Below are 16,776 nucleotides of genomic sequence, written 5' to 3'. Positions count from 1 at the left end.
GGCCGGGAAGAGAGGGAAGCATGGCAGGGTCAAAAGGACAGATAGGGAGGATATGTAACATGGACAATATGGAATTATGGCTGCACAAAGCGCAGGTGCTTATTGAGGCACTTCCATATATTCAGCACTTTAACGGTGCAAAGATTGTAGTAAAGTACGGCGGCAGCGCCATGACAGACAATGAGCTGAAAAAGAATGTGATTAAGGATGTGGCGCTTCTGAAGCTGGTTGGATTTAAGCCAATCATTGTACACGGAGGCGGCAAGGAGATCAGTAAATGGGTAAAACTCTCCGGCATGACTCCTGAATTTGTCAATGGGCTGAGAGTCACAGATACAAAGACCATGGAAATCGCTGAGATGGTTTTGGGAAAGGTGAATAAAAATCTGGTTCAGTATATGGAGAGTGTAGGGGTGAAGGCGGCCGGAATCAGCGGGAAAGATGGCAATACTCTTACCGTAAAGAAAAAAATGTCCGCGGGGAAGGATATTGGCTACGTAGGTGAGGTGACAAATGTAAATACAGATTTGATAGATACTCTGATTGAAAATGATTTTGTCCCAGTTATCTGTCCCATTGGAATGGACGATAACTACGAATCTTATAATATCAATGCGGATGATGCAGCCTGTGCCATTGCCACTGCGGTACACGCCCAGAAGCTGGCTTTTTTAACAGATATAGAGGGGGTATACAGGGATCCCCTGGATCAGTCTACGCTGATCTCCGAACTTACGGTAGCTGAGGCAGAAGAATTTCTGGCATCCGGTCATGTGGGCGGGGGAATGCTTCCCAAGCTGCAGAACTGTATTGATGCTATTAAACAGGGCGTTTCCAGGGTGCATATTCTGGATGGCCGCATTGAGCATTGTCTTCTGCTGGAGTTCTTTACTGACAGGGGAATTGGTACCGCTATTTTAGGCGATGGAGAAAGCAGGTATTTTAATGAGTAATAATACATATATAGAGCAGGCAGAACAGGTGATTTTGCATACCTACAACCGGTTTCAGACGGTTCTGGACAGAGGAGAAGGCGTCCGTCTATACGATGTGGAAGGTAAGGAGTATCTGGATTTTGGAGCAGGGATTGCAGTCTTTGCCCTTGGCTACGGGCATACGGGATATAATAATGCGTTAAAAGCACAGATAGATAAGCTTATTCACACCTCTAATTTATATTATAATGTACCTGCCATTGAGGCAGCAGGCAAACTGTGTGAGGCCAGCGGACTGAGTAAAGTATTCTTTACTAACAGCGGCACTGAGGCCATTGAGGGCGCCATCAAGGCAGCGAGAAAATATGCATACCTAAAGGATGGAAGGACGGATCACGAGATCATTGCTATGCATCACTCCTTCCACGGCAGAAGTCTGGGGGCCTTGTCAGTGACAGGCAACACCCATTACCAGGAACCCTTCAAACCGCTGATTGGCGGAGTAAAGTTTGCCCGGTTCAATGATTTGGAAAGTGTAAAAGCGCAGATTACAGACAGGACCTGTGCAATTATCCTGGAAACTGTTCAGGGAGAAGGCGGGATTTATCCTGCAGAACCAGAGTTCCTGAAAGGTATCCGGTCCATCTGCGACGAAAAGGATATACTCCTGGTTCTGGATGAAATCCAGTGCGGGATGGGAAGAACGGGATCCATGTTTGCCTATCAGTCTTACGGTATAGAACCTGATATCATGACAAGTGCAAAAGCACTGGGATGCGGTGTTCCGGTAGGCGCTTTTGTGCTGAATAAAAAGACAGCGGATGCATCCTTAGTTCCGGGCGATCACGGCACCACTTACGGAGGCAATCCATTTGCCTGCACGGCAGTGAACAAGGTATTTGATGTGTTCCGGGAAGAGAAAATTGTGGAACACGTAAATGAAATTGCGCCCTATCTGGAGAAGAAACTGGACGAGCTGGTGGAAAAATATGATTTCTTCACGGAAAGGCGGGGAAAAGGCCTGATGCAGGGAGTCGTAGTCACCGGCCGTCCCGTGGGCGAGATTGTCAGCAGGGCATTGGAACAGGGACTGATTATCATTTCGGCGGGGACTGATGTGCTGCGATTTGTTCCTCCTCTTGTCATTGGGATGGAGGATGTGGACGAGATGGTGAGAAGGTTGGAAATGAGTTTGTGATTTGGGATTCCTCTCACCTGGGTATGGGGAAGTTCAAGGGGGTTCGCTATTTATCCAAAACATCTAGTTATCAATAGTGGAAAACAAGAGGAAAACAAGAGGAAAAGTGTACAGCGTTCGACCTTCCCCACCCGTTTTCCGCGAATGTGAAGTGAGTCTCTGTCAGGATATAGAAGGGAGCACCGGGGAGACAGGGCCAGGCCAGGGGCCGGGCCCTGTCTCCCCGGTGCTCCCTTCTATATCCGTCCGTCTGAAACGCCTCCCTCCCCGACTGCATAACCCCGAACTTCACATACACAAAACTATTACACAAAACTATAATTTACGAATAAACCTCACGATTTTGCACAACCTAAGAAAAATATAAAAAAATGGAGGTTGCATCTATGTGGGGTATAATAGTTGCGCTTATATCTGGGGCTTTGATGAGTGTACAAGGAGTATTTAATACAGAGCTTACAAAACAGACCAGTTTGTGGGTATCTACAGGGTGGGTACAGCTGTCGGCTTTTGTGGTATGTGTGGGGGCCTGGCTCTTTACCGGAAGGGAGAAGGTGATGGCATTAGCCCAGGTGGATCACAAATACATTCTGTTGGGAGGGGTAATTGGTGCATTTATTACTGTTACCGTAATTCAGAGTATGAGTTCTCTCGGGCCGGCGAAAGCAGCGATGCTGATTGTAATTGCTCAGCTGGGAATTGCATATGTGATCGAACTGTTTGGGATGTTTGGTGTGGACAAACAGCCTTTTGAATGGAGAAAGCTTTTTGGGATGCTGATTGCTATTGGAGGCATTGTTCTCTTTAAATGGCAGAAATAAAAACGCAAATTTAAGATTCTGTATTGTAATCACCTGGCAAATTCGCTACAATAAAGGTAGCTGTGCATGATGTGGGACCTTATAGCGGAATACGCTGTAAAGGAGATGTGCATATGTTAAGAAATAAAATATTACCAATATACTTTTTGGTATTATTGTGGCTGTTATGCCAGGTATTATGCGCCTGTGGACAAAAAGCACCGGAAGTGCAGTTTGGACACGCCGAAGAGGAGGGCGTCCGGGGAGAGGATGGGCAGGATAACTCCCAGACAGAGACAAAAGAACAATCAAAAGAAGCAGAAGAAAAGCCGCCTGAGATCTGTATCTATATATGCGGGGCTGTAAACCAGCCGGGTGTGTATCATCTGAATGGGGGAGCGCGTGTCTATGAGGCTGTCAGTGCAGCGGGAGGATTTACGGAAGATGCTGACGAAACGTATGTAAATCAGGCAGCTGTCATAGAAGATGGAACGCAGATTCGGATCTACACCAGAGAAGAGGCACAGGAAAAAAGAGAGCAGGGGGAAGAAATTCCCCAGGAAGAAGAACGCCCGGGTAATACTTTGGGAGATGGAAAGGTGAATCTGAATACAGCTACTGCAGAAGAGCTTCAGACGCTTCCGGGAATCGGGGAAGTAAAAGCCTCATCCATCATAGAGTATAGGGAAACTCACGGCAGATTTACCTCTATAGAGGAGCTGCAGGAGATTTCAGGGATAAAGGGCAAGGTTTTTCAGAAAATTGCGGATTTGATTACCATTTAATACGAGGAGAAAATAATGAGTAAAAAGGTATTAGTCGTTGATGATGAAAAACTGATTGTAAAGGGAATCCGTTTCAGCCTGGAACAGGATGGTATGAGTGTCGAGTGCGCGTACGATGGAGAAGAAGCTTTGAATATGGCAAAGGAAAACGAATACGATATAATTTTGCTGGATATTATGCTGCCTAAGCTGACGGGCCTTGAGGTATGTCAGCAAATCCGTGAGTTTTCTAATGTCCCTATAGTTATGCTAACCGCCAAAGGCGAGGATATGGACAAGATTCTGGGACTGGAGTATGGTGCGGATGATTATATTACAAAACCCTTTAATATTTTGGAAGTAAAAGCCCGGATTAAAGCAATCATGCGTCGTACAAAAAAGCAGGAACAGGAAGATGAAAAGTCAAAAATGATTACGGTTGGGGAACTAAAGCTGGACTGTGAGGGCAGACGTGTTTTTATCAGCGGTAAGGAAATTAATCTTACAGCCAAAGAGTTTGATGTTCTTGAGCTGCTGGTGCATAATCCTAACAAGGTTTACAGCCGGGAAAGTCTTTTGAATATAGTGTGGGGATATGAATATCCCGGAGATGTCAGAACCGTGGATGTACATATCCGAAGACTTCGTGAGAAGATCGAAGAAAATCCAAGTGAACCAAGATATGTCCATACCAAATGGGGTGTGGGATATTATTTCCAAGTATCATAAAAAGGCAAGTATTTGGATGGCCCTGAAGCAGTCTGCATCAGGGCTGTTCTGAGTAAAGGGGAGTCGATAGCCATAATCAATTTAAAAAGAAAGTTTACATTTTTTAAAAGTCTCAGATTCCGGATTATGCTTATCCTGGTCGTAATCGGTATAGTCCCCAGCGTGATTATTGAAAACGGACTTGTAAAAAGCTACGAAAACCGGGCTGTGTCCCTGCGCAGCATCAATGTTAAAAATCAGTGCGATATTCTGTGCAATCAGCTGGCCAGTGAAGATTATCTGAATCACACGGATTCGGAGGTAAGCAACAGTGCCATGTCTATGCTGTCCACCGTTTACAGTGGCAGGATTCTGGTCATTAACGATGAGTTTAAAATTATTAAAGATACGTATAATCTGGACGAGGGGAAATACGCGTTATCCGAGGAAGTGATTGACTGCTTCAACGGCAATAATACCACTCACTACGATAACAAGAACGCTTATATTGAACTGACTTCTCCCATCCAGAATCTGGAGACGAAAAAGGTGATGGGTGTGATGCTTATCAGCAGTTCTACCAGTGAGATTGAGGGAAACATTGATGTACTTGAGCAGAAGGGGGCTCTTCTCCTTCTGGTCATCTGTATTCTGGTCCTGGTATTTGGCTATATTCTGGCAGGAATTCTGGTAAAGCCTTTTGCGAGAGTAACCCGTTCCATAGAGGATCTGACAGACGGATATCTGGACGAGGAGATCTCTGTTCCGGATTATACAGAGACAGAATTAATTACAAATGCGTTTAATAAGATGCTGGGAAGAATGAAAGTACTGGATGAGTCCAGACAGGAATTTGTCTCTAATGTATCCCATGAGCTGAAGACGCCGCTTACTTCTATGAAGGTGCTGGCAGACTCCCTGGTAGGGCAGGAAAATGTACCCATAGAACTATACCAGGAATTCATGCAGGATATCACTCTGGAGATAGATCGGGAAAATAAAATCATTACAGACCTGCTGGAACTGGTGAAGCTGGATAAAAAGGCATCTGAGCTTCATATAGAGCTGGTCAACATCAATGATCTGCTGGAGGTGATACTAAAACGCCTGCAGCCTATTGCAGCCAGAAAGAATATAGAATTGATACTGGACAGCTTCCGTCCTGTGAATGCGGAGATTGATGAGACAAAGCTTACTCTGGCACTGTCTAATCTGGTGGAGAATGCGATCAAATATAATGTTGAAGACGGATGGGTAAGGGTGTCCCTCAACGCAGACCATAAATATTTCTATGTGACTGTGGCAGATTCCGGTATGGGAATTCCGGAAGAGTCACTGGATCGTATTTTTGAACGATTTTACCGGGTGGATAAGTCTCATTCCAGAGAAATTGGCGGTACAGGACTGGGGCTGGCTATTACAAGGAATGCCATTGTAATGCACCGGGGCGCCATAAAAGTATACAGCAAAGAAAAAGAAGGAACGACATTCTCCGTTCGTATTCCTCTGATTCATATTTCTTAGGAGGTGAACGAGTTGAAAAAACAGTGGAAATATTTCATAATCATAGGCATGGCTTTCCTTCTGAGCGGCTGTGAAAACAAAACAGTGGAAAAATCATCGGAGTATCATAAATACTATGTCAATGCCGAGGAAACCGGGATTGTCACAAAGAATTATGTTCCGGAAGAGAGAAAGACGGAGAGTATGATACAGGAGATGGCGGAACTGGTACAGGAGGAGGTGACAGATGAAACGTATAAAAGTATTCTTCCCAAGTCCGTGAAGCTTAAGGATTATACCTTTGAGAACACCATCCTGACTGTGAATTTTTCGAAAGAATACAGTGAGTTATCAAACACGCGGGAGATATTAGCCCGGGCGGGGATCGTAAAATCATTTATACAGATTCCGGGTGTCACAGGGGTGCAGTTTCTGATTGAGGGGGAACCTGCTGCGGATAACAGCGGGAATCCTTTGGGAACTATGGATGGAGATACCTTTGTGGAAAATGAAGGCAAGAATATAAATTCCTATCTGTTTACTACCCTGGATCTCTACTTTACCAATGAAACCGGAGACAGACTGAAAAAGGAGCAGGTAAAGGTATACTACAGCAGCAACGTACCTCTGGAGAAGGTGGTAGTCCAGCAGCTTATTAAGGGACCCCGCCAGGACGGAACTTATCCCACACTGTCTCCGGATACTAAGATACTTGGGGTATCTATATCTGAGGGGATTGGCTATGTTAATCTGGACAAGACATTTCTGGATCAGACATTGACAGTGCAGGAGAGTATACCAATCTATTCCATTGTAAACTCCCTGGTGGATGCCTGCCATGTTACAAAGGTACAGATATCCGTCAACGGGGAGACGAAGAAAACATTCCGTGAAAGTGTAGATCTGGATCAGTTTTTCAGCAGTGATTACTCATTAGTCGAGGAGGCATCACCATGATAAAGCGGCCGCTCTGTGTGATATGCCTTTTGTTTATGGCTGTCATCTGGCTGTGTGATATAAGTGGACTCTCTGGATGCAGAGAGTCCTCCCGTACCCCGGGAGTACGCAGCTGTCTGGAATCCGGAGAATGGGCGGTAATTACGGGGGAACTGTACCAAAAGGAAGAAAGAGATTCTGTCTATATCTATTATCTAAAAAACGTCGTTCTGACGTATCAATCTGAATTATATCCCATTGAACAAGTAAAAGTTACATATAAACCAGAGGAAGGGGAAGCCCTATATCCTATGGGAAGTCTTCTGGGAGCCAGAGGCATTCTGAAGGAAACAGATCTGCCTTCCAATCCAGGACAATTTAACGAAAGAGCCTATTACAGAGCCCGGAAGGTTTACTATACCATGGAAGGAGAGGAGATTCAGTCTCCCGGGGAGAGCTATTCTGTATATAAAGAGGCACTGTACAGACTTAGAAATACCTTGAAAGAAAACCTCCAGAACATTGCCGATGAACGTACAGGAGCTATTTTATGTGCTATGCTCTTGGGTGAGAAAAGCGGCATGGACCGAGAAATAAAGTCACAATTTCAGATGCTGGGAATATCCCATATTCTGTCGATTTCAGGTCTCCATCTCTCCATTCTGGGCATGGGACTCTATAAGGTATTGCGAAAAGCCGGAGGCAGTTTGGGCTTGTCGGCAGGGATTTCTGTCTTCGTTTTATTAAGTTACGGACTGCTTACCGGAGGAAGCGTTTCTACACTGCGGGCATTTATTATGTTTGCTGCGGTTACCGGGGCAAAGTGGATTGGAAGGACCTACGATCTGCTCTCTGCTCTCAGTCTCGCAGGTATTCTGCTTCTAATGGACAGCCCGGGCTATCTCTATGACAGCAGCTTCTTGCTGTCATTCGGCGCTGTGCTGGGAATTGGCCTGGTGCTTCCCCTGATGCAGAAGGAAAAGACTGGCCGCGCAGCGCAGTATCTTTTATCCGGCCTGGCAGTCTGGATGATAAGTACTCCGGTAGTATTGTACTTTTTTTATGAAGTACCCCTATTTGGTTTCTTTTTTAATCTCCTTGTACTGCCTACCGTGGCGGCAGTTCTTATATCCGGCGCCGGAGGGATGACGGCGGCTTTTATCTCAGCGGATGCAGGGAGACTCCTGCTTTTACCGGCTAAGAGCTTGCTGACTCTATATCAGACAGCAGGGAGGCAGATACAAGGGATTCCTGGGATAACGCTGATACTGGGCAGGCCTGCTTTCTGGAAGATTGTGATGTATTATGCATTTCTAGCACTGCTGCTGCTGACCTGGAAGCATAGTAAGGGAGAGACCTGGGGCTTCCTCAGGTTAAGGATTAAAGGTAAAAGGTGGCTGGCGGCAGCAATTTTTCTCCTATGTGCACTTCCTCTTATGCAGAACAGAAATCATGAAAATCTGAAGGTGACTTTTCTGGATGTAGGGCAGGGAGACAGTGCAGTGATAGAGACGCCTCTGGGACAGTCCTTTCTCATAGACGGAGGGAGCAGCAGTATTGCAAAGGTGGGCACTTACCGTATACTTCCATTTCTAAAATACGAGGGCATTCAGTATCTGGACTATGTTATGGTTTCACATACAGATTCAGATCATATGAATGGAATACTGGAACTTCTGGAGGCAATAGAGGGAAAGGAGACGTCTCTGAAGATACGGAACTTGGTTCTGCCGGGATGGAAGGATACAAATAAGGAACTGAAGAAATTAGAAAAATTGGGTAAGGCGGCTGGATGCCGGATCCTCCGTCTGACACAGGGAGATACTATGGAGGATGGAATGCTGCATCTATCCTGTCTGCACCCGGACAGGGGATTCTATGGAGAGGAGACAAACAGCGGCTCCCAGGTTATTGAAGTTTCCTACGGAGAATGCCGGATCCTCTTTACGGGAGATCTCGAGGGGGAGGGTGAGCAAAAGGTAGAAAAATTATTAGGAGAGGATAAGTGTTCTCCTTATGACATCCTGAAGGTGGCGCACCACGGCTCCAGGAATTCCTCCGGGGAAAGCTTTCTGAAGGCTGTAAAGCCAAAGGCAGCGGTGATATCCAGCGGTTTGGGAAATTCTTACGGGCATCCCCACAAGGAGACTCTGGAACGCCTGGAGAAATCCGGAAGCCACATATTTATGACCTGGGAGGGCGGCGCCGTACAGGCGTTTTTAGACGGAAATAAAACCACAATTGAAAAATACAGGGACAGACAGTATAATAGACCATAGAAATGACAGTGGGAGTGAATATGAAAAGTTTACAGGAAGATATTAAAAATCAGAACTTTAGCAGGGTGTATCTGTTCTGCGGACCGGAAGCCTATCTGAAGCAACAGTATAAAAATAAAATGAGGGCAGCTCTTTTGCCTGAAGATGATTCTATGAATTACAGTTATTTTGAGGGGAAAAAGGTGGTTCCTGGGGAAGTGATTGCTTTGGCAGAAACTATGCCCTTTTTTGCGGACCGGAGAGTAATCATTCTCCAAAATACAGGGTTTTTTAAGAACCAATGTCAGGAACTGGCTGATTACTTAGGGGAAGGACTGCCTGAATATCTGTGCATGATCTTTGTAGAAGAAGAAATAGATAAAAGAAGTCGTATGTATAAGGCGGTAAAAAAGCAGGGGAGAATTGTGGAATTCGGCATACAGGACAGCAAGACTTTGATGCGCTGGGTGCTTGGAATATTAAAAAAAGAGGGGAAAAACATTACTCAAAAAGATATGGAACTGTTTCTATCCAAAACCGGAAGTGATATGGGAAACATTGAGCGGGAGGCAGAAAAACTGCTCTGTTATACTATGGACAGGAACGTGATTACGGCTGACGATATTGAGGCAGTCTGTACTACCCAGACGACCAACAAGATTTTTGACATGATTCGGGCAGTTACGGAGAAAAATCAGAAGAAAGCCCTGGATCTATACTATGACCTGCTGTCACTAAAAGAACCTCCTATGCGTATTTTATTTCTTCTGGCCCGGCAGTTTAATTTGATTTTGCAGGTGAAAGAGCTGCAGAAACTGGGGTATGACAATCAGGGAATCGGCAGGAAGACCGGACTCCAGCCTTTTGTGGTGCGCAATTACCTGAGTTACGGAAGGCAGTATACCTCAGAGCAGCTTAGAAGGACTGTGGAAGAGTGCGTTAAGGCCGAGGAGGATGTGAAAACCGGTCGGGTAGGTGATGTGATGAGCGTGGAACTGCTGCTGGTAAAATTCAGCGGAAATTAAAATGGCAATAAAAAAAGAACCTTCACTGAATGACGGAACAGTGGGGGTTCTTTATATATTTATCTTAAGCGATTGAGTTAACGGCTTTTGATAAACGGGATACTTTTCTTGCAGAGTTGTTTTTATGATAAACACCTTTAGATGCTGCCTTATTAATTGTAGCTGTTGCTTCTGTCAAAGCAGCCGCTGCTGCCTCTTTGTCCTTTGCAGCTACTGCAGCTTCTACCTTTTTGATGGATGTTTTAACTGCTGATTTAATGGATTTATTTCTTGCTGCTTTAGTTCTGTTTACTAATACTCTTTTCTTAGCAGATTTGATATTTGCCAAACCGTACACCTCCAATATATGCTTATTCTTTTTGATTCATTGTTGGATTAGAGCAGACACGGGCACCCTAATTCGAACATACTCATTTATTTTAGTTTATTATCTCCTGATTGTCAATACATAAAATATGAAAAACTGTAAAAAATAGTAAAAAGCAATTATGGCAAAGGAGACAGGATATGATAGGAACACAGAGGATTCGCACAGACCTGGCATTAGAGACTACGGAGCGGTTTGAGGAGGATAATGTAGAGATACGGGGGGTTGTGATCGATGAAGATTATAATGAAGAGAAAGACATCCGTACCACAACGGTAAAAATTGAGACAGAAAACGGGGCAAAGGCTATGGGCCGGCCGCAGGGCACCTACATTACACTTGAGGCTCCCAATATGTCGGTTCCAGACGATGAATACCACAGAGAAATTTCAAAGGTTTTGGCAAAGCATATCCGGAAGCTGATTCCCGGAAAGGGAGAGCTGACCGTATTGGTGGTAGGGCTTGGAAACCGGGATATTACCCCGGACTGCCTTGGGCCGGAAGTAATATCCAATCTGAGAATTACCCGCCATGTTATCAGAGAATATGGTGTTCAGGGGATGGGGGAAGATCAGGCTCATTGTGTAAGTGGTCTTGTTCCAGGAGTAATGGCACAGACTGGTATGGAAACTCTGGAAATCATCAAGGGTGTTGTGGATGAGACGAAGCCGGATGTAGTAATCGCTATCGATGCTCTGGCGGCCAGAAGTACAAAACGGCTGAACCGGACTATCCAGATTACGGACACGGGAATCCATCCCGGCTCAGGTGTGGGCAACCACAGAAATGGACTTACCAGGGAGACCCTGGGGGTAATGGTAATTGGCATCGGTGTACCTACCGTAGTGGATGCGGCAACTATTGTATACGATGCTATGGCTCATCTTCTGGATGCCTTGGACGAAGCGGAGAAAAAGGAATTCCTGGATGAGATGATAACGCCTCCTCTCTACAGCATGTTTGTCACTCCGAAGGATGTGGACGAAACAATGAAGAGACTTTCCTATACTATATCCGAAGGGCTTAATATTGCATTTTCTAAAGTATAATCCGTCCCAAAACTTCATATATAGATATGAGGTGATGGAGTGGAGAAAGAGACAATCATTCAGAAAGCAGTCCGTGTACTCCTTTTAACGGCACTGATCGCATTGGGAGGCTATGTTCTTGGAAAAGGCTCTTTGATCATAAAGGCAGAATATCTAAATGGAGACGGGAAGATTGCAGAACGTTTTTTGGCAGATGCAGAAGAGAAGGCAATAGAAGTATACATGCCGGGACTATTATATACGGAAACGGAAGAAAGGGCGCCTGAGGAAGCGACAGCCCAGTGGATCATGGGAAGGGTACTGGAGCAGGTGCCTTTTCTTAATTATCTGGATCAGGAAAATGCGTATGAGACTGCAGTAGAAAGCAGTACCACCTATGACAAAATAGTTGCTGAAAACTCCGGATTCCTGGAGGCTAAAATACTGGAAGAGAACCAGGAGGCAGGGCCGGTGGGAGAAGGGGAAGAAGATGCGCCCCAGGCGGCAGAGGCGGAGGAAACCCAGGAGACAGAGGATACTTCTGCGTCCGGGATACAGGAGAGGGCCCCTGTCACAGACATCCCTCTGGAAAAATTCCAGGATTATGATTATGTAATCAATAACTTTTTTGTGATCGATAAGACCACAACAATTAACAGCGAGCAGCTGAATGCACCCGATCTGGTGCAGAAAGACCTCCGTATGCAGACCGGAAATGACAAACCTCAGATCCTGATATACCACAGCCATTCTCAGGAGGATTTTGCTGACTCTGTGCCAGGAGACACAAGCACAACCGTTGTGGGGGTGGGGGAATACCTGACTGACCTGCTCAGCCAGAAATATGACTACAATGTGATTCATGTGACGGATGTTTTTGACATGGTGGACGGCAAGCTGGACAGGAACAAGGCTTACAACTATGCCGGGGATAAGATTCAGCAGGTTTTAGAAGAAAATCCCAGTATTGAAGTGGTGATTGACCTGCACAGGGATGGTATTGCGGAGGGGAAAAAGCTGGTTACGGATGTGAATGGAAAACCCACTGCACAGATCATGTTTTTTAACGGACTGAGCAGAACTACTAAAAACGGAGATATCCCTTCCCTGCCCAATCCATATATTCAGGATAATCTGGCATTATCCCTCCAGCTGTCCCTGGAGGCGAAGAAGTACTATCCCGACTTTACCAGATGTATCTATCTGAAAGGATACCGTTATAACCTGCATATGCGCCCGAAGTCACTGCTGGTAGAATGTGGTGCGCAGACAAATACCGTTGCAGAGGTAAAGAACGCTATGGAACCTTTGGCGGATATTTTAAATAAAGTATTAAAAGGTGAATGACAAGTCTGCATTTAATGTGTTATAATCAATGGTCAAGGATAGATGGGAGGAATTACCTGGGGTCAGGTAATTCTTGCTGTCTGTATAACAGTTAGGAGGAAGTACAATGGCAGGAATTGACCAAAGTAAAATCAGAAATTTTTGCATCATTGCACATATTGACCATGGAAAATCAACGCTGGCGGATCGGATTATAGAGAAAACCGGACTGCTTACGGATAGAGAAATGCAGGCACAGGTGCTTGATAATATGGATCTGGAAAGAGAGAGAGGGATTACCATCAAGGCACAGACGGTGCGGACAGTTTATAAGGCTGAGGATGGGGAGGAATATATTTTTAATCTTATTGACACACCTGGCCACGTGGACTTTAATTACGAGGTTTCGCGCAGCCTGGCAGCCTGTGACGGTGCAATCCTTGTAGTAGATGCTGCCCAGGGAATTGAAGCGCAGACGCTGGCAAATGTATACCTTGCTCTGGATCATGATCTGGATGTGATGCCCGTAATTAACAAAATTGATCTGCCCAGTGCAGATCCGGAGAGAGTCATCAGTGAGATTGAAGATGTCATTGGGATAGAGGCAGAGGATGCTCCCTTGATTTCTGCGAAGATGGGTACCAATGTGGAAGCGGTTTTGGAGAAGATTGTGAAGAAGATACCGGCGCCCAACGGAGATCCGGCAAGTCCGCTTCAGGCTCTGATTTTTGACTCTGTCTATGATGCCTATAAGGGCGTTATTGTATTCTGCCGAATTAAGGAAGGCATAGTAAAAAAAGGGACTAGAATTCTTATGATGGCCACTCAGGCAGTGGAAGAAGTAGTTGAGGTTGGCTATTTTGGAGCCGGCCAGTTTATTCCCTGTGAGGAGCTGAGTGCAGGCATGGTAGGCTACATCACAGCTAGTATTAAAAATGTTAAGGACACCCGGGTGGGTGACACGATTACAGACGCGGACAGGCCTTGTGCAAACCCCCTTCCCGGATATAAAAAGGTAAACCCTATGGTTTACTGTGGAATGTATCCTGCAGACGGTGCAAAATACCAGGATTTAAGAGATGCTTTGGAAAAGCTACAGTTAAATGATGCTTCACTGCAGTTTGAACCGGAGACATCCGTAGCTCTGGGCTTTGGATTTCGCTGCGGTTTTCTTGGGCTACTCCATCTGGAGATCATACAGGAGAGGTTGGAAAGGGAATATAATCTGGATTTGGTGACAACGGCGCCAGGCGTTATTTATAAGGTATATAAGACCAATGGAGATGTTATGGAGCTAACGAATCCCTCGAACCTGCCGGATCCCTCTGAGATTGATTATATGGAGGAACCGGTTGTAAATGCAGAGATAATGGTGACTACAGAATTTATCGGGCCGATTATGGATCTATGTCAGGAGCGCAGGGGCCAGTATCAGGGGATGGAATATATGGAGACCACCAGAGCGCTGCTAAAATACGTTCTTCCTCTGAACGAAATCATCTACGACTTTTTTGATGCCTTAAAATCACGATCTAGAGGTTATGCCTCCTTTGACTATGAGATGGCAGGATATCAGAGAAGTGAGTTGGTGAAACTGGATATTTTGGTGAATAAGGAAGAGGTGGATGCCCTGTCCTTTATTGTGCACGGGGAAACTGCCTATGAACGGGGCCGCAGAATGTGCGAGAAGCTCAAAGAGGAGATACCCAGACAGCTCTTTGAAATCCCGATCCAGGCAGCCATTGGCAGCAAGATTATTGCCAGAGAGACAGTGAAGGCTATGCGAAAGGATGTTCTGGCTAAATGCTATGGGGGGGATATCTCCCGTAAAAGAAAGCTTCTGGAAAAACAGAAGGAGGGAAAGAAAAGGATGCGTCAGATAGGCAATGTGGAAATCCCTCAGAAGGCCTTTATGAGCGTTCTGAAACTGGATGATAAGTAAAGCTATGACTCAGGAATTGGAACTGTATCTGCATATTCCATTTTGCCTGAAAAAATGCAGTTACTGTGATTTTCTCTCTTTTCAGGGAGATGAGACTGAGAGAGAGGCATATGTAGAAGCTCTTCTCAGAGAGATAAGCTCATACAGAGAATTTGCCCTGGAATATGAGGTGACTACAGTATTTTTAGGGGGAGGGACCCCTAGCATTCTCAACACGTCACAGATGGAAAGGATTATGGAAAGTCTCAGGCAGACATTTTTTATCCAGAAACTTGGAGAGATTACCATAGAGGCGAATCCGGGAACCCTTAACCGGGACAAACTCAGAGCCTATCGCAGTATGGGGATTAACAGACTGAGTATGGGGCTCCAGTCCTTCAACAATAAAGATTTAAAGTGCTTGGGCAGGATTCATACCTGTGAAGTATTTGCTGAGAACTATGAGCAGGCAAGAAATGCCGGATTTACTAATATAAATATAGATTTGATGTCAGGAATTCCATACCAGACCCTGCAGGGGTGGGAAGAGAATCTCAGGCAGGCTGTAAAGCTTGCCCCGGAGCACATTTCCGCGTACAGTCTGATTATCGAAGAGGGGACACCTTTTTACAGGCAAAAACTGACCTTACCCCCGGAGGAAGAGGAGAGAGCTATGTATGAACTCACCTATAATCTGCTGAGGGAATATGGCTATCTTCAGTACGAGATTTCCAATTATGCAAAGCCCGGATATGCCTGCCGCCATAATATAGGATACTGGAAAAGAAAAAATTATCTGGGACTGGGCTTAGGGGCAGCGTCTCTGATCCGGGAGGTTCGATTTTCCAATACTTCGGATTGGAAAGCGTATTTAGAACATAGTTCAGAACCATGGAAGATACGCGGCCAAACAGAAACTCTGGGTGAAAAGGAGCAGATGGAAGAATTTATGTTCCTGGGGTTCCGCCTCATTGAGGGGATCGGCAGACAAGACTTTTCACGCGCATTTCACAAAAACATTGAGGATGTCTATAAACAACCGATAGATAAATATCTTTCACTAGGTCTTCTGGAGGCCCAAAATGGCCGGATATTTCTTACCAGAGAAGGAATCTCACTCAGTAATATGGTAATGTCGGACTTTTTGTTGTAAAATAGCTAAGAACGAAGAAATAGGAGATGTTACAGAATGAATATATTGTTTTTCCTCACGCCGAAAAAAGATGTAGCATATGTATTTGATGATGATACTTTACGCCAGGTGATTGAGAAAATGGAATACCACAAATATTCCTGTATCCCTATGATTAGTATTGACGGGAAATACGTGGGTACCATTACAGAGGGAGATCTGCTGTGGGGGATTAAAAATCAGCAGAATCTTAATCTGAGGAGGGCCGAGACCATTCCTATCACAAAAATCCCCCGCCGTACGGACTATCAGCCGGTACATATTGAATGTAATATGGAAGATTTGATCGACAAGGCCATGAACCAGAATTTTGTGCCTGTGGTGGATGATCAGAATAATTTTATTGGTATTATTACGAGAAAAGATTTGATACAATATTGCTATCGGAAGATGGATAAGTAGATAGAAGATGTGGGAACCTGGGAAGGCAAGGGGGTGACTTTGCTTTTTTGGGTTTCTTTTTTGTTTGCGGTGTATAATTGGGATTTAGGAGTGTAGGGCTTGGACTTCAGCTTAAAGTGATTCAAGTCGGAAAGTGTGAGGTGGCGGGGGGACGGTGAGAGGAATCCCGCGGCAGCGGGCTGGCTGGTTCGGGCGGGAGGAAGGCTTAAGTTCCGGGGACACCTCCGTCGCGAAGAGAGTCTAAGACAAAACCGGAATCCCCGCAGGAGCACCGTTCGTATGTGCAAAGAATGCTTGATGTGCATTCTCTGCCCATGCTCACTTTTTTTCGGCCCTGACTGCCGAAAAAATTTCCAGCGGGAATCCCGGTTTTGCCTAAGACTCTCTAGTCACTCCTGCGGAATCGTCCCCGG

At 45.4% G+C, this 16,776-nt stretch carries 15 protein-coding genes; 14 read left to right on the top strand and 1 reads right to left on the bottom strand.

The annotated features are described in order from the left end of the window. Window positions 1-59 precede the first annotated feature (59 nt). From argB to holA, 9 genes are all read left to right on the top strand, one after another. Window positions 60-953 (top strand): acetylglutamate kinase, encoded by an 894-nt coding sequence (gene argB / locus GKG41_RS21145; RefSeq protein ID WP_154261934.1) that lies wholly within the window; start codon window positions 60-62, stop codon window positions 951-953. After that, window positions 946-2,133, top strand: a complete 1,188-nt coding sequence (locus tag GKG41_RS21140) for an aspartate aminotransferase family protein (RefSeq protein WP_154261876.1) — start codon at window positions 946-948, stop codon at window positions 2,131-2,133. The genes argB and GKG41_RS21140 overlap by 8 nt, the downstream gene beginning before the upstream one ends. Window positions 2,134-2,519: 386 nt before the next feature. Next, window positions 2,520-2,954: a DMT family transporter gene (locus tag GKG41_RS21135; RefSeq protein WP_154261867.1), complete on the top strand. Its 435-nt coding sequence runs from the start codon at window positions 2,520-2,522 to the stop codon at window positions 2,952-2,954. Window positions 2,955-3,067: 113 nt separating this feature from the next. After that, window positions 3,068-3,718, top strand: coding sequence for a helix-hairpin-helix domain-containing protein (locus GKG41_RS21130; RefSeq protein ID WP_154261862.1), 651 nt, complete (start codon window positions 3,068-3,070; stop codon window positions 3,716-3,718). Between the two features lie 15 nt (window positions 3,719-3,733). Then, window positions 3,734-4,426, top strand: coding sequence for a response regulator transcription factor (locus GKG41_RS21125; protein WP_154261859.1), 693 nt, complete (start codon window positions 3,734-3,736; stop codon window positions 4,424-4,426). 12 nt (window positions 4,427-4,438) lie between these two features. Further along, complete coding sequence (locus tag GKG41_RS21120) at window positions 4,439-5,929, top strand: ATP-binding protein (RefSeq protein WP_347563393.1); 1,491 nt, start codon at window positions 4,439-4,441, stop codon at window positions 5,927-5,929. Between the two features lie 12 nt (window positions 5,930-5,941). Next, window positions 5,942-6,865, top strand: a complete 924-nt coding sequence (locus GKG41_RS21115) for a GerMN domain-containing protein (protein ID WP_154261855.1) — start codon at window positions 5,942-5,944, stop codon at window positions 6,863-6,865. Next, window positions 6,862-9,123, top strand: coding sequence for a DNA internalization-related competence protein ComEC/Rec2 (locus GKG41_RS21110; RefSeq protein WP_154261852.1), 2,262 nt, complete (start codon window positions 6,862-6,864; stop codon window positions 9,121-9,123). The genes GKG41_RS21115 and GKG41_RS21110 overlap by 4 nt, the downstream gene beginning before the upstream one ends. 20 nt (window positions 9,124-9,143) lie before the next feature. Then, window positions 9,144-10,127, top strand: coding sequence for a DNA polymerase III subunit delta (gene holA, locus GKG41_RS21105; protein ID WP_154261843.1), 984 nt, complete (start codon window positions 9,144-9,146; stop codon window positions 10,125-10,127). A 64-nt stretch (window positions 10,128-10,191) separates the two neighbouring features. Here holA and rpsT read toward each other — a convergent pair whose 3' ends face one another. After that, window positions 10,192-10,455: a 30S ribosomal protein S20 gene (gene rpsT, locus GKG41_RS21100; RefSeq protein WP_154261832.1), complete on the bottom strand. Its 264-nt coding sequence runs from the start codon at window positions 10,453-10,455 to the stop codon at window positions 10,192-10,194. Between the two features lie 179 nt (window positions 10,456-10,634). Between rpsT and gpr the strand changes: the two genes are divergently transcribed. The 5 genes from gpr to GKG41_RS21075 all read left to right on the top strand — a co-directional run bounded on the left by gpr (window position 10,635) and on the right by GKG41_RS21075 (window position 16,363). Next, the gene (gene gpr, locus GKG41_RS21095) at window positions 10,635-11,543 is read left to right on the top strand and encodes a GPR endopeptidase (protein ID WP_154261829.1); all 909 of its coding nucleotides are present in this window, start codon (window positions 10,635-10,637) and stop codon (window positions 11,541-11,543) included. 39 nt (window positions 11,544-11,582) lie between these two features. Next, window positions 11,583-12,869 carry a stage II sporulation protein P gene (locus GKG41_RS21090; RefSeq protein WP_226904101.1) on the top strand — a complete coding sequence of 429 codons (1,287 nt, stop codon included), beginning with the start codon at window positions 11,583-11,585 and terminating at the stop codon, window positions 12,867-12,869. A 106-nt stretch (window positions 12,870-12,975) separates the two neighbouring features. Next, a complete protein-coding gene (gene lepA, locus GKG41_RS21085; RefSeq protein ID WP_154261826.1) occupies window positions 12,976-14,790 on the top strand; it encodes a translation elongation factor 4 in 1,815 nt (604 codons plus the stop codon). 4 nt (window positions 14,791-14,794) lie between these two features. After that, a complete protein-coding gene (hemW, locus tag GKG41_RS21080) occupies window positions 14,795-15,922 on the top strand; it encodes a radical SAM family heme chaperone HemW (RefSeq protein WP_154261817.1) in 1,128 nt (375 codons plus the stop codon). A 36-nt stretch (window positions 15,923-15,958) separates the two neighbouring features. Then, on the top strand, window positions 15,959-16,363 hold the full coding sequence (locus GKG41_RS21075; RefSeq protein ID WP_154261815.1) for a CBS domain-containing protein: 405 nt from the start codon (window positions 15,959-15,961) through the stop codon (window positions 16,361-16,363). Window positions 16,364-16,776 lie beyond the last annotated feature (413 nt).

The sequence above is a fragment of the Lactonifactor sp. BIOML-A5 genome, from assembly GCF_009677585.1.
GTDB lineage: Bacteria > Bacillota > Clostridia > Lachnospirales > Lachnospiraceae > Lactonifactor.
This window is presented reverse-complemented; position numbering and strand designations above follow the sequence as displayed.

What these genes read in the sequence shown, in the direction of transcription:
- argB (WP_154261934.1), top strand. Translation starts at nt 60, where the DNA reads ATGGACAATATGGAATTATGGCTGCACAAAGCGCAGGTGCTTATTGAG.
- GKG41_RS21140 (WP_154261876.1), top strand. Translation starts at nt 946, where the DNA reads ATGAGTAATAATACATATATAGAGCAGGCAGAACAGGTGATTTTGCAT.
- GKG41_RS21135 (WP_154261867.1), top strand. Translation starts at nt 2,520, where the DNA reads ATGTGGGGTATAATAGTTGCGCTTATATCTGGGGCTTTGATGAGTGTA.
- GKG41_RS21130 (WP_154261862.1), top strand. Translation starts at nt 3,068, where the DNA reads ATGTTAAGAAATAAAATATTACCAATATACTTTTTGGTATTATTGTGG.
- GKG41_RS21125 (WP_154261859.1), top strand. Translation starts at nt 3,734, where the DNA reads ATGAGTAAAAAGGTATTAGTCGTTGATGATGAAAAACTGATTGTAAAG.
- GKG41_RS21110 (WP_154261852.1), top strand. Translation starts at nt 6,862, where the DNA reads ATGATAAAGCGGCCGCTCTGTGTGATATGCCTTTTGTTTATGGCTGTC.
- holA (WP_154261843.1), top strand. Translation starts at nt 9,144, where the DNA reads ATGAAAAGTTTACAGGAAGATATTAAAAATCAGAACTTTAGCAGGGTG.
- gpr (WP_154261829.1), top strand. Translation starts at nt 10,635, where the DNA reads ATGATAGGAACACAGAGGATTCGCACAGACCTGGCATTAGAGACTACG.
- lepA (WP_154261826.1), top strand. Translation starts at nt 12,976, where the DNA reads ATGGCAGGAATTGACCAAAGTAAAATCAGAAATTTTTGCATCATTGCA.
- hemW (WP_154261817.1), top strand. Translation starts at nt 14,795, where the DNA reads ATGACTCAGGAATTGGAACTGTATCTGCATATTCCATTTTGCCTGAAA.
- GKG41_RS21075 (WP_154261815.1), top strand. Translation starts at nt 15,959, where the DNA reads ATGAATATATTGTTTTTCCTCACGCCGAAAAAAGATGTAGCATATGTA.